The sequence below is a fragment of the Tigheibacillus halophilus genome, from assembly GCF_042683165.1.
GTDB classification, from domain to species: Bacteria; Bacillota; Bacilli; order Bacillales; family Amphibacillaceae; genus Tigheibacillus; species Tigheibacillus halophilus.
Genome location: NZ_JBHUIZ010000018.1, coordinates 176,614 through 189,919, shown reverse-complemented (window position 1 = coordinate 189,919; position 13,306 = coordinate 176,614). Strand labels below are relative to the sequence as shown.

The following is a 13,306-nucleotide window of genomic DNA, read 5'->3' as shown; positions in this document are numbered from 1 at the left end:
CACATCTATTGATTTTCAATTTCTTCCACAAGCAAGGAAAGCTCTTCCCATCTCTCCATTTTTTCTTCCAACTTTTTTTCCAGTTCTTGCTGCTCGGCGAAATAACTCTGCACTTTTTCCAGATCACTGCCCGCTGCGGCTATATTTTCTTGCAGTTCAGCTATTTTTCCTTCTAAACCGGCAATGAGATCTTCAATTTCTTCCCATTCTTTCTGGTCTTTATAGGACAGTTTTTTCTTTTTGGGCTGCTGCTGGACTTTTTCAGCTTGTTTTTTCTTATCTTTGTCAGTTTCATTCGGAGTCTGCCGGATGGTTTCCAGCCATTCCGTGTAGTTGCCGTAAAAACTGTCGATCACTCCTGCACCTTTGAAAATGAGGAGTTCGTCAACAACACGATCGAGAAAATAGCGGTCATGGGAAACAGTGACAATAACGCCGGGAAATTGTTGCAAATATTCTTCCAGGACACCGAGCGTTTGTGTGTCCAAATCGTTTGTCGGTTCATCCAAAAATAGAACGTTCGGTTCAGTCATCAAGACTTTCAACAAGTATAAGCGCCTTTTTTCTCCACCGGACAGCCTGCGGATATATGTCCATTGCTGCGGGCGCGGAAAAAGAAAACGCTCAAGCATCTGCTCAGCTGTAATCACCTTGTCATCCGCAGTATGAATAACCTCCGCAATTTCTTTAATATAATCGATGACTTTCAGTTCTCCATCAATCTCTTCTTCATTTTGTGTGTAATAACCTATTTTCACCGTTTCACCGGTTTCAATTGTTCCGGAATCCGGGGTCAACCGCCCGGCAAGCATCTGAAGCAGAGACGTTTTGCCAGAGCCATTCGGACCGACAATGCCAATCCTGTCTCCGGGGATGATCAATCTATTAAAATCATGGATCAGGGGGTTACCGCTAAATGATTTCGAAATATGTTCGATCTCCAGTACTTTTTTCCCTAATCGCGTCGTCCCGACTTCAAATGCGACGGCCTCCTTATTCGTATCAAAGGTTTCTTGCTGCATTTCTTTAACACGACCAATTCGCGCTTTCTGCTTGGTCGACCTTGCCTTCGCTCCACGTTTGAGCCAAGCCAGTTCACGTCTCAGCGTATTGGAATGTTTCTGCTCATTTGCTCTTTCCAATTCTTCGCGCTCCGCTTTTTTCTCCAAAAAAAGTTCATAATTGCCCTCGTACATATATAAATTGCCTTTATCCAATTCATAAATACGATTAGTGACTCTATTTAAGAAATAACGGTCATGGGTCACCAACAAGAGTGCACCTTTATATCCAGCCAGATATGTTTCGAGCCACTGAACAGTTTCGTTATCCAAATGGTTCGTCGGCTCATCCAAAATCAACAGGTCCGCCGGCTGAATCAGGGCGTTGGCAATGGCTACACGTTTTTGCTGTCCGCCGGAAAGCCGTCCGATTTTTTCGTCGGTATTATTGATGCCCAACTTACTCAAAATCGTTTTGGCGACAGTGTTTGCCTCCCATGCTTCATTCTCATCCATTTCTTGTTGTCTTTCCAATAATTTCGCCTGCAATCTCTCATCGCCCGGAGCATTTTCTAACTTAAGCAACGCGCGTTCATAATCTCGCATCACTTTCATGATCATGGCATCGCCATAATATATACCTTCCATAACAGTTAACTCCGGATCAAGCTCAGGAGATTGGGCCAGGTATTGGATATGGTAATTTTTCGAATGTTGGATAGAACCCGACTCCGCAGGCTCTATACCGGCAATTGCTTTCAAAAAGGTTGATTTTCCGGTACCATTGACACCGATCAAACCGATTCTGTCATTGCTGCGGATGACACCCGATATATGATTGAATAATGTTTTATCGCCAAACGTCTTATATAGATTCTCGAATTCCAGCATGCTCGGGGCTCTCCTTTATCGTCATTTATCTTGTTTTTTTCTTCTGATAATCATTTTTATCAAGAGGACTGCCAGAAACAGCAACCAGGAGGTTACCGCATAAAACACGATCCGGCTCACCTCATCCATTTTATCAAAAAAGAACGCCATGCCGCACCAGATAATACCGACAGCAATGATTTGATAAATATAAAACTTCAGATTCATTCTCCTACCCCCATATTTTTCTCACATGCGAACAGCATGGTCATTCCATAGTTTCAAAGGCCTGAACCATTTGTTCATAGTTCAACGGCCCCACAGCTATATTTGAAATGCGTCCTTTCGAGTCGATCAGATAGGTAGTAGGATATGATTGCACTTGATACAGACCGATAATCAACCCGTCTTTATCTTTCAAGACCGGATATGTCATATCAAATTCCTTGATAAATTCGGAAACCGCAGTCACATTCCTTTCTTGAGAAAGGGAATCTACACCAAGTACGGTGACATCTGATTCCTGGTGAAATTTTTCCAGATCAGGAATTTCCGAACGACATGGCGGACACCAGGTGGCCCAGAAGTTCAACAATACTTTTTTACCTTTATAATCTGATAGTTTCACTTCTTTGCCTTTCATATTTTTCAGCTTGAAATCTGGCGCATACTGCCCTTTTTCCAGGCCAACATCCTTCTGCTGCGCAGACTTGGCTGAATCCTGGTTCGCTTGCTCCTCTTGTTTCTTATCATTCGTAAAGCTATATATCGCCCAGCCGAACATGGCGAGCAAAATAATACCGATGATTATTTTTTTCATCTTCAACCTCCATCCAGATCGCCGCCACTATTGTTGCCAAAACTACTCTTATCATATAATCGCATGCCTTGATTTGCAATCACAGCAATCTCATTCTGTGACGGTTTTTCCGTTAACCATTGATAAAGTGATTCCAACGATGCTTATCCGCTACATCGGGGCAAATCACTGCGGTGGCAGTATAAGTTTCTATAAAAGGTTTATCGATTGTAATCTTTTCGGTTCAATCATGTTTATCAAGCGCTGTCCACGCATAGTAAATAGTTAGAAGGCCTGAAACAGCTGCCGTCAAACCGAAATACCAACCGGAGATGACGAAGCCGAAAATCGTTGCATATGGATTGATTAGAAGCAACAAAAGCTGTCCAATACTCCAGCAAGTCATGAGCACTGATAACAGCACATTGGCTTTGATTCGTTCATGAAGGAAGAGATGCGCTAATATTAACAAAAGCAATATAGACGCATACTCCCAACGATATTGCTGCTTCGTCAAGATTTGTATGCATTCAAATATAAAAGAAGCAGCCAAAAAAGCAGGCACAAAAACTGGCATGAATGACATTGTCTGCCATTTTTTTCTGCCCGACAGCCATAGGATATACATAAGCATCAAGCCGTTTGCCATGTAGAATGCTTTTGCATCACTTGGGTACGCCAAAACTGCCAGCGGGTCATGAAAAAATGTCCGCACATGTATCAGCACTTTGCTTATCCATAGACAAATGATAAAATTCATCAACTGGGAAACAAGCAAGTTCCCATTTTTCCATTTGAACTGTTTTTTTTCTTCACTCATAAAAAAATAGTAAGCATATCCCAGCAAGACACTGATTGCCAAGACACCGATTTTTTGCAGCAATTGTAATTGTATCACATTTTCCTCCAGGAGCCTGACCTACTCTTCTACCATTTTAGCCGATGGACCGTTTTTTGTAAGCATATCTGTCTGTTACTCATAATCTTGTCACAAATACGCGGGGTTACCACCAGACAGGATGAAACTTTTGGAGAATTCAGCCTGCCCTATGGTAAAATAAGATGGAGGTGTTCGTTATGAAAATAGAAGCAATTACATTAAATGCCAAGGATACAAAACAAGCAGAGCAATTCGGGATTGACCGCGTAGAGTTGGTAAGCGCCATGCAGGAAGGCGGGCTGACACCAAGCTATGGGGTCATCAAAACTGTCCTGGATACTGTCAGGATTCCCGTTCAAATCATGGTTCGACCGCATAACTTCGGTTTTACATACGATGAAACAGACTTGCTGGCTATCAAAGAAGATATTTCAGCAATCCGCTCCTTAGGGGGCCACCGTATTGTCATCGGTGCCATAACAGCAGATCACCAGGTGGATGAGGCGTTTTTAACCGAGGTGATCGAGTATGCACCGGATTTCGACATTACCTTCCATCGGGCATTCGACCAAGTATCTTCACAATGGGAAGCCTATCATGTATTGACCAAATATAGCAAACATGTCCGGCGAATTTTAACCTCCGGCGGTAAAGAAAAGGCAGATCAAGCAACCAAGGAGCTGCAGCAGCTTGTAGCACTTTCACATGAATTGGATGGGCCAGAAATACTTGTTGGAAGCGGCGTTACACCGAATAATCTCGGTACGCTTCATGAAAAAATAGGTGCCAGCCAATATCATGTCGGCTCAGGTTTTCGTGTTAACGGCAGTTTTGAAAAAGGACTCGATGAGACTAAAGTGGCCTCTGTGAAACAAATCCTTGGGTAAACATGCACTTCAATTCTTGTGCAATCCATCGTGAGGGTGTTGCACACAAAATTCCAGCCATTGCCTGGTTCTCTTTCAGGCATTGGCGCGCATTTCTAAGATTAATCGCTCATTAGCGCCGGCGCCTGGTCTAAAACATCTATCGCCCCCGCTCAAATTTCCACCGGTTCCAAGGACGGCACCATCAGATTCGCTCGTCCTTTATTTATGTCAGTCTTCATCCTTCACATCTATATCTTCTGGAATCGGTTCATTCAAATAATCCTCCAACATTTTTTTATACTTCTCAAGCTGCTCAAAGTGGGTGGTGAATTGTTCTTGATTGATCAAGTATGTTTCCCCGTCAAATATGGAACGTATTCTGCCCTGGAGTACCAGTGCCCTTACGGTTCCTTCCTCTATAGATAGATAATCGGCTGTTTCCTTAATGGTTAGATACATTTTCTCTGCTCCCCTGTCGTTTCCAACGAATTTTCATGCTAAAAATTCCAACGTCACATTATAGATTCCCATCAGCCATTGTAACATATCCTATTTTTCACCGAGAAAATCCGATAAAGGCTGCCATCATTTTCACTGCGAAAGTCCAAAATAGCATATTAGCATATTAAAAATAAGATATATGCTGGATATAAATTGACTGAACAAAAACAGCCTGCAGCAACTGGCCGCAGACTGTTTTCCATCATACACCACATTATTTCCTGATTTTATTCACCTCATCAGCAACAAATTGTACGCTTGTGCCGACAATAACCTGGATACTGTGTTTTCCAACAACATTGATCCCAGGCACACCTGTAGATTTGATTTTATCTTGATCTACTTGGTCCATATCTTTCACTTCCACTCTCAATCGTGTCGTGCAGTAATCCACAGCATCAACATTTTGGTCTCCGCCAAGTCCGTCATAAATCTTGGCAGCCATTATAGCGAATTTATCATCGCTTGCTCCAGGAACATTATCTTCTTCTGCAACTTCTTGTTCATCTTCACGACCAGGCGTTTTCAGATTGAATTTTGTAATCAAGAAACGGAACAGGAAGTAATAAATCACTGCGAAAACGAGCCCCTGTATGATTAGCATATATGGCTTATTAGCTAATGGGTTGATAAAGCTTAAGGTATAGTCCACCAATCCGGCACTGAAGCCGAATCCGGAAGTCCAATGGAACGTTGCCGCAATAAACAGCGACAGACCTGTCAAAATGGCATGAACGACATACAGTGCAGGAGCCAGGAACATGAATGAAAATTCAAGCGGCTCTGTAACTCCTGTGAAAAACGCTGCAAATGCTGCTGCCAGCATCAAGGATGCAGCTTGTTTTTTCCGCTTCGTTTTAGCCGTATGGTACATAGCCAAAGCAGCTGCAGGTAAACCAAACATCATGATTGGGAAAAACCCTGCTTGATACATACCAGTGACACCTTTTTCACCAGTGCCTTTCAAGAAATTGCCAATATCGTTGATACCAGCCACATCGAACCAGAACACAGAGTTCAATGCGTGATGTAAGCCAGTCGGAATTAACAGGCGGTTGAAGAAGCCATACAATCCGGCTCCCACAGCGCCCAAACTGCTGATTGCCTTACCAAACGCTACCAGCCAGCCAAATACAACTGGCCATACGAAAAACAGAACTGCAGCCATCACTACCATTGCTGCCGCCGCCATAATCGGAGCCAACCGTTTGCCGCTGAAAAACGCCAGTGCATCCGGTAGTTTGACACCGCTGAAACGGTTATACATGCTGGCAGATATAACCCCGGATAATATTCCGATAAAGACGTTGTCATTTTGTGCGAATGCCGGATCAACGTCCGCAGCATCGACTCCCAGCAATCCGGCAACCGTGTCAGTCGAAATCAAATTGCTGACTACCAGGAAACCGACCAATCCGCTGAGTGCAGCTGCACCGTGTTTGTCCTTGGATAAGCCAATTGCGATACCCACTGCGAAGAGGATACCGAGATGATCCAGTATGGATGTACCAGCATGTAATAGAAATGTGCCGATTACATTGGCTGCACTTCCGCTTGTCAGGCCTAAAATCCAGTTCCCGATCCCTGCCAAAATAGCAGCTGCAGGAAGGACCGCTACTGGCAGCATCAAAGACCGGCCGAGTTTTTGCAGAGCTTTCATCATTTAAATTTCCCCCTTGAAATCTATAGACTCTCTAATGTATGCGTTAACAAAAAGGTACAAATTATTTCAATATTTCCGCAGTCTTTCTATGTGAAGCGTGATATAGCCAAGCTCCTCTTCCGGAAGCTCAATCCGATAAATCTTTTTAATCCGTTGATTGACGCGCAGTGCACAGTCATAAGCAACTTGGAATTTGCGCTTGATCATCTCCAGCATTTCTTCGTCCATAGCATGTACTTCATAATGTTTAGAACGATTTAATGCGAAGCGCAAGTGGGTGACCAGCCGCTCATACGCCAAATCATCCTCTTGGATAGAAATTTGCAACGTGCTTTTGATTACTTCCACCATATCCCTGATAATCGTTGTCTCTCTGATTGTTTCGTGCAAATCACCTCCTTGAATTTTCATGGTATGGATATGCAGGGCAATAAAAGCAGCCTCATCCGCAGGCATATCAAGATCAAGTTTTTCTTTAATATGTTTGATCGCCCACAAACCGATTTGAAATTCATCCCGGTATAAGATTTTAATTTCCTGAAGCAGCTTGTTTTTTAAATGAATGCCCTGCTTCTCCCTTTCAATGGCAAACGATATATGGTCAGATAGAGCTAAAAGGACATGGCTGTTTAATTTTGCGTCAAGTTGGGATTCAGCATGCGCGATAATTTCTTCCGATAAGAGAAAATGCTCTTCGGGAATGCGCAAAAGCAGCTGCTCCAGTTTTTCGTTATCTTCCAGAACAAACAGCTTTTCAATTTTTTGCGGATTAACAGGATCATTTTTCTTTTTATTGAATCCGACTCCGGCGCCAATCGCTATTTTTTCCAATTCCCTATCTTTGATGATGACAGCGTTGTTATTCAGTATCTTTGTCACTTTCATCTCAAAGCCACATCCTTTTATCTATCACTTTATTTTTCAGAAACGGTGATAATGACAGTTTCTCCAGCTTTTGCTTCATTTTCATTTGTCATCGTATAATGCTTTCCACTATTTGCGCTGTTCGTAATGACAATTGGTGTAATCACGTCTTTTGCATGCTCCTGAATATATTCCAAATCGAATTCCATTAAAGGTTGTCCGACGGTAACCTTATCGCCAGTCTGGACTTTTGGAGTGAAGCCCTCTCCCTTTAGTTCGACCGTTTCCAGTCCAATGTGAATCAATATTTCAGTACCATCTTTGCCGACCATGCCGACTGCATGCTTCGTATCTGGAACCTGTACAATTTCTCCATCAATAGGAGAAACGATTTTTCCCTCTGCAGGAACGATCGCTATTCCTTCTCCCATCATTTTTTCGCTGAATACTGGATCCGGAACTTCCTCCAACGCCTTGATTTCACCATTTAACGGTGCCAAAATTTGTTGTGCCTGATTTTTTTTGAATAAATTTTTAAACATGGAAATTCATCCTTTCTTAGCTGTTAAGTCAACTATATGATGTTTAATTTTCCCTTCATTATGTTGTTCACACATGGAATACGAACATTTATTATACCAAAAAAGACATGGAGGTATAAAGCAGGAAGTCACCATCCAGCTCACCATACCACCATGCCTGTTCGTATCAGTAACATGTGATCACTATTCATATTGTAATTTTATAGTAACATTGGCCTATAACCCTGTCAATAAGAAAACGCAAACATAAAGACAAAATCGGCTCACATCAAGTTTGTCGGGACCTGTGAATGCTTCAAGAAGAGATAGCACAAAGGGAACTAAAGTAGAAAGCATGCTAGTTGAAACACATTTTCTCCAGGCATTTCAGGATACGCATGCTGATACGGATAATCTTCATGCCTCTACAGAACCTTGCTGCTAGTTCCATCTTTTTTGCAGCATAGCGATTTCTTTTTCATGGGGTATGATTTCTTTTGGTGTTTCCAAAATGAATGGAATATCTTTGCATTCCGGCGTTTGCATAAGTGCATCAAATTGCCCCTCTGTAATAAATCCAGGTCCGAAAACGGGAGCATGGCGGTCTTTCCCCTGACGCGTACTGTATTTGGAATTATTCAGATGGACAACCTGCAGCTCGTCGAAATACGCCAATTCTCTTCCTCTTTTCAGTACTTCTCCCCAATTATCACCATTCCATAATCCAGAAGCAAAAGCATGGCATGTGTCAAGACAAAAACCAATTTTTTCAGGAAAATCACACAGCTTGCGCACCTGGACCAATTCTTCCAGGGTTGTTCCGATCGTTCCCGGCAGACCGGCCCGGTTTTCCAATAAAATCTTTGCATTGCCGTCCCATTCCTCCAACACTTCATTCAGCACATCAATCATCAGCTGATAGCTTGCTAGCGGATTTCCCCTGCTGGTTTCTTTGCCAAAATGTACAACGATACCGATAGAACCACAAGCGTCCGTGATGGCTAGATCATTCAATAATGATGCGATTACCTGCTTTCTTCTCACTATATCATGCGGTGTCAAACTTGTCGGATAAGGTGAATGGCCGATAGATGATAAACCGTGCGCCTTACAGAAATGCTTGCAAAGTGCCGCGTCCTCTCTGTTAAACAGCTTGGTTTTTAAGCTGCGGGGATTTTTCGGGAAATATTGAAAAGCATCCATCTTCATGGATAACGCTTGCCGGGCTGCACCGAGATAACCGTTTCGGATAGAAAGATGACACCCAAATTTCATAATAACTTTTCCTTTCTGTCTGCTCAGTGTTGGCAACCAGGACAATAACTGGTTCTTCGCGAAGCTATTTTCTCTTCTGCAATAGGGGTTCCGCAACGCGGACATGGCTTCCCTTGCCGGCCGTGCACCTTTAGTTTTTCTTTGTATCCGCCAGTCAAATTGTCGCCGGCAAAAAACGGTCTGTCCATATAGCCGCCGCTTTGGATGGCTTGCTGCAATATATATTTAATGGATTGATATAAGCTTCCTGCCTCATACCAATTAAGCTCACTAGCTTTTCTGCGCGGATTCAGCTGCGCGTACCATAGGATTTCATCGGAATAGCGATTGCCAATCCCTGCAACGAAATGCTGATCAAGCAGTACAGCTTTCAGTTTCCCATTTTTACCTTTCAGCTGACTTGTAAAAAAGTCCTGAGAGAAGCTGCCTGCAAATGGCTCCGACCCGATTTCGGAAAGTTCTTTCTCCAACTGGTCAGCAGGCAGCAAATGGAGATAGCCAAGCCGAAGACCAAAGAAATATAAATAACTGTCAGTGTCGAAAACTATCTCAATTTGCGTTTTATGGTCGGGCTTTTCAGCTTTGCTGCCATAAAACATCCAGCCCCCAAGCATCAAATGTAGCAATAAACTGGATCCATTTTGCAAATGGAATATAAGATACTTCGCTCTTCTTTTCATACCGGTCACTTGATGATTTTCGGTCTGCTTCCTAAATAACATCGGCGTTTCATTGATGGATTTCTCCCGGTTAATGTTGATTTTCTCAATACGTTTTCCAGTAATAAATTGCTGTAAATGTATTCTGTAGTTTTCCATTTCCGGAAGTTCTGGCATACAAATCCCTCCACAACATCTCGTTCTTACCCTGCACCCTTCGTTCAAATTTATAAAGGTGCCATATTCATCTTTTCAAGCTCTAAGCTATCTCTATTGAGTTGTTTTAAAGCCTTTCACTTATTATTCTCAAGACCCAAAAAATCATAAGCAGCGGTATGAAATGTTTATTTCCTGACCTTCATCACCCAGCAAAGCAAAAGATGAAGTTTATCGAAGGTGACTCGGTAACTTCTGACAGTTGAAGCAAATAATGCATGTTTAAGCTGAAATGCTAAAAAGAAAGCTCATCATAACAGCTGACAGCTTTCTCAAAATGTGAGATATGGAAGAAGGGGGCAGCTTGCCTATTAAGAACAACAAGTGGAAACTAGCAGCAAGCGTCGCACTTCCTGTCGTTGCAGGCACGATTGCCGGAACAATTGCTACAAGATCCGTTAAAACAACATTTAGACGACTCAAAACACCAAAATGTGCTCCGCCAAATTGGATCTTTCCTGTCGTCTGGACGTCGCTTGATGTAACATGAGGGCTGCAAAATATCATTCTATGGACAGCTATTACTTGAAACGCGTATTACTTTTACCCAAAAAGCAAACTTGCTGGAACACGAATGGTACCTTATATCAGCTGGGGCACTTATACACTTGGGCTTAATTTCGCAACGTGGAGGATGAATCGCGGTTCGTACAATACAGAGACATTATTTATTGCATTGATTCCAAGTGGAATATAGATGGCTAACACCTGAAAAAAAGCAGTATTGCTCTTTTCCAGGTGTTTTCATGCTTCATTTTTATAAAAGGAAGTTGGCTCTGGTCTTCCTAAATAAAAACCTTGCCCGAGCGGTATGTCCAGCGCTTTCGAAATACGTAAATCCTCGGCGGTTTCCAGTCCTTCCAAGACAAAGTGCATGTCTTCCCCAAACACTTCAATAATTTTTTTGAGGTATCGGCGCTTCTTATGGGAAACTGCCAAATCGCGCATGAAATATCTGTCCAATTTCACGACATCCGGTTCGAACTCAATGATGGACTGCAGTGTCGCATCTCCCTTACCAATATCGTCAAGAGCAATCAGATAGCCCATTTGTCTGAGCTGTTTCACCACAGTCTGCAACATATAAAACTGTTCTTTTTTTTCCGATTCGTTTATTTCCAAAACGACATTTTCCGGTTTGATTTGCACTATTTCTTCTATCTGTCTCATGGTCGGCAGGAATTCCGGGTGAACCATGGTGGAGGGGTAGACATTGAGCAGCAAATTCACTTCATGAAACGTCTTCATACCCGTTTCACAGGCTTTGAATATAGAATGTATATCCAAATCGAACAACCCCCCCTGCTCCTTCGCTTCAGCAAAAATAAGTTCCGGGTTTCTGCCATCGGGTGATCTAAGCAATACTTCGAATCCGTAAATACTATCATCTCTCAAATCCATTACCGGCTGAAATACATGGAAAAACGGGAAGTCGCTTTCTATGAGTGCAGTATTACTCAAAAAAATCATCCTTTATCAACGATATTTTATATGAACGTCATTATCTCAAACGGGCAAGCTGCCGGCTATTTGGAGTATATTGAGAATTCGGCCGATGGCTATTCACTCCTGGGAAGAGGATGGCAGCTCGATCTGTTTCACTTCATTTGATTCCGCAAAGTCCAAAACTTTTGCCAGATCCAGTAAAATCAGCAATCGATCGGATAATTTGGCCACACCCTTCATAAAATCACCTTTCAAATCTCCAACCATCCTTGGTGCGGACTCCACGAGCTCGTCGTTAATATCCAGGACATCAGTTGCGGCATCCACGATAAAACCGACTTGTGTATCATCCACACTGACAATCAGGATACGATTCTCCTCTGTTGGATTGCTCGTTTCCAATGCTAGACGCTCTTTTAAATCGATGATTGGAATCGTTTCACCGCGCAAATTGATAATACCCTTGATAAACTCAGACGTCTTAGGCACAGGGGTGATTTCCTCCATTCGTTCAATGGATAACACCTGGCCGACATCGACCCCATACGACTGATCATGCAATTGAAACACGATATATTTTAAAATAGTTTCCATACGTATCCTCCTCATACCCATTTTTGGCAGGCCTGTTCGAGGTAAGCTGCCAAATATTCAACATTAAAAACAAATTACTTTGACTACAAGATATATCGGGTTAATTGCATGTATCATGAAGTATTCCTCAAAAGTAATAATTTTCAGTCTATAGCATTGCAATGTTTCTCGCCTCTTGCTTCGGAAAACTTACTTGAAACGAATGAACAGCATTGCTATCTACCTTTATGCTTTTTTATACAAATGTAATTACTAGCAAAATGCATCAATTGGATGAAATTGAGGCTCTTTTTCTTCAAAAGAGGCGATATAGCGAAAACCAATCTCTTTTAAAAGTGCTGCCGATTCTGCGAATTTATATCCCACGGTTTCGGCAACATGAGAATCAGAACCAAGCGTGATTATCTCTCCACCACAAGCTTTATAGAGTCTTAAAATATCTTCACTCGGCATGTCGCTATCCAAACCATAGCGCCAGCCAGAGGTGTTCAGTTCAATGCCTTGTCCCCTCGGAATGATGGTTTGAAATATGTCTGTCAGTAAATCATGAAAATCCAGCTTGCTTTGTTGCGCTGTATATCGCTTGACCAGATCTACATGTCCCAGAATGCTGAAATCGCGGAAATACCGCACACATGCAAGCAGCTCCGCATAATACGTTCGATAAGATTCTTCTACACGCTTTCCTTTGAAAAAATCACCAGAATGCAAGTCCTTGTTCTTCGTTGTATGCATGGAACAGATGATGAAATCGAACTTTTCTTTTCCAAGGAGAGCTTCGTATTCGGATAGTAAATGTGGCTGTACGCCGATTTCCACACCCTTTTTGATACAAATTTTGTCCCTATTCGCCGACTGCAATTCTTTTATTTTTTTATCATAGGCTGGCAAATCGAGTTCAAAGACAATCGATGGATCAGGATAATCGAAGTCAATATGTTCTGTAAAACAAATTTCCTTCATACCAATTTCTATCGCATGTCTGATTGTCTCCTCCATTGGTGTTTCACAATCTGCGGAAAAATCGCTGTGTATATGATAATCAAACATAAAATTTTTCACTCCTTGATTGACTTCTTTTAATCTTCATTCTATAATACAGGATAACTTTAATTAGATAAAGTAATAAAGTAATAGTGTGAAAAAGC

General features: G+C 42.2%; 15 protein-coding genes. 2 read left to right on the top strand and 13 right to left on the bottom strand.

Annotated elements, in window-relative coordinates; all coding sequences use genetic code 11:
• Window positions 1–5 precede the first annotated feature (5 nt).
• The 4 genes from ACFSMW_RS19925 to ACFSMW_RS19910 all read right to left on the bottom strand — a co-directional run bounded on the left by ACFSMW_RS19925 (window position 6) and on the right by ACFSMW_RS19910 (window position 3,568).
• Window positions 6–1,892, bottom strand: coding sequence for an ABC-F family ATP-binding cassette domain-containing protein (locus tag ACFSMW_RS19925; RefSeq protein WP_390358064.1), 1,887 nt, complete (start codon window positions 1,890–1,892; stop codon window positions 6–8).
• 21 nt (window positions 1,893–1,913) lie between these two features.
• The gene (locus ACFSMW_RS19920) at window positions 1,914–2,099 is read right to left on the bottom strand and encodes a hypothetical protein (protein ID WP_390358063.1); all 186 of its coding nucleotides are present in this window, start codon (window positions 2,097–2,099) and stop codon (window positions 1,914–1,916) included.
• Window positions 2,100–2,139: 40 nt separating this feature from the next.
• Window positions 2,140–2,691, bottom strand: a complete 552-nt coding sequence (locus ACFSMW_RS19915) for a TlpA family protein disulfide reductase (RefSeq protein WP_390358062.1) — start codon at window positions 2,689–2,691, stop codon at window positions 2,140–2,142.
• 223 nt (window positions 2,692–2,914) lie between these two features.
• Window positions 2,915–3,568 carry a hypothetical protein gene (locus tag ACFSMW_RS19910; RefSeq protein ID WP_390358061.1) on the bottom strand — a complete coding sequence of 218 codons (654 nt, stop codon included), beginning with the start codon at window positions 3,566–3,568 and terminating at the stop codon, window positions 2,915–2,917.
• A 179-nt stretch (window positions 3,569–3,747) separates the two neighbouring features.
• On the opposite strand from ACFSMW_RS19910, the gene ACFSMW_RS19905 reads away from it, so the two are divergent.
• Window positions 3,748–4,437, top strand: a complete 690-nt coding sequence (locus ACFSMW_RS19905) for a copper homeostasis protein CutC (protein ID WP_390358060.1) — start codon at window positions 3,748–3,750, stop codon at window positions 4,435–4,437.
• Between the two features lie 210 nt (window positions 4,438–4,647).
• On the opposite strand, the gene ACFSMW_RS19900 is transcribed toward ACFSMW_RS19905, so the two are convergent.
• The 6 genes from ACFSMW_RS19900 to mutM form a co-directional block, all read right to left on the bottom strand.
• A complete protein-coding gene (locus ACFSMW_RS19900; RefSeq protein ID WP_390358059.1) occupies window positions 4,648–4,878 on the bottom strand; it encodes an excisionase family DNA-binding protein in 231 nt (76 codons plus the stop codon).
• A gap of 256 nt (window positions 4,879–5,134) precedes the next feature.
• Window positions 5,135–6,583 (bottom strand): N-acetylglucosamine-specific PTS transporter subunit IIBC, encoded by a 1,449-nt coding sequence (gene nagE / locus ACFSMW_RS19895; RefSeq protein WP_390358058.1) that lies wholly within the window; start codon window positions 6,581–6,583, stop codon window positions 5,135–5,137.
• 66 nt (window positions 6,584–6,649) lie between these two features.
• Window positions 6,650–7,468, bottom strand: a complete 819-nt coding sequence (locus ACFSMW_RS19890; protein ID WP_390358057.1) for a PRD domain-containing protein — start codon at window positions 7,466–7,468, stop codon at window positions 6,650–6,652.
• 29 nt (window positions 7,469–7,497) lie between these two features.
• Window positions 7,498–7,989 carry a PTS sugar transporter subunit IIA gene (locus ACFSMW_RS19885; protein WP_390358056.1) on the bottom strand — a complete coding sequence of 164 codons (492 nt, stop codon included), beginning with the start codon at window positions 7,987–7,989 and terminating at the stop codon, window positions 7,498–7,500.
• A gap of 420 nt (window positions 7,990–8,409) precedes the next feature.
• Window positions 8,410–9,243: a deoxyribonuclease IV gene (locus tag ACFSMW_RS19880; protein ID WP_390358055.1), complete on the bottom strand. Its 834-nt coding sequence runs from the start codon at window positions 9,241–9,243 to the stop codon at window positions 8,410–8,412.
• 23 nt (window positions 9,244–9,266) lie between these two features.
• Window positions 9,267–10,079: a DNA-formamidopyrimidine glycosylase gene (gene mutM / locus ACFSMW_RS19875; protein WP_390358054.1), complete on the bottom strand. Its 813-nt coding sequence runs from the start codon at window positions 10,077–10,079 to the stop codon at window positions 9,267–9,269.
• Window positions 10,080–10,404: 325 nt separating this feature from the next.
• Here mutM and ACFSMW_RS19870 point away from each other — a divergent pair, with 325 nt between their 5' ends.
• Window positions 10,405–10,608: a TspO/MBR family protein gene (locus ACFSMW_RS19870; RefSeq protein WP_390358053.1), complete on the top strand. Its 204-nt coding sequence runs from the start codon at window positions 10,405–10,407 to the stop codon at window positions 10,606–10,608.
• A 254-nt stretch (window positions 10,609–10,862) separates the two neighbouring features.
• On the opposite strand, the gene ACFSMW_RS19865 is transcribed toward ACFSMW_RS19870, so the two are convergent.
• The 3 genes from ACFSMW_RS19865 to ACFSMW_RS19855 all read right to left on the bottom strand — a co-directional run bounded on the left by ACFSMW_RS19865 (window position 10,863) and on the right by ACFSMW_RS19855 (window position 13,208).
• The gene (locus ACFSMW_RS19865) at window positions 10,863–11,579 is read right to left on the bottom strand and encodes an EAL domain-containing protein (RefSeq protein WP_390358052.1); all 717 of its coding nucleotides are present in this window, start codon (window positions 11,577–11,579) and stop codon (window positions 10,863–10,865) included.
• Window positions 11,580–11,681: 102 nt separating this feature from the next.
• A complete protein-coding gene (locus tag ACFSMW_RS19860) occupies window positions 11,682–12,158 on the bottom strand; it encodes a chemotaxis protein CheW (protein ID WP_390358051.1) in 477 nt (158 codons plus the stop codon).
• 252 nt (window positions 12,159–12,410) lie between these two features.
• A complete protein-coding gene (locus tag ACFSMW_RS19855; protein WP_390358050.1) occupies window positions 12,411–13,208 on the bottom strand; it encodes a histidinol-phosphatase HisJ family protein in 798 nt (265 codons plus the stop codon).
• Window positions 13,209–13,306 lie beyond the last annotated feature (98 nt).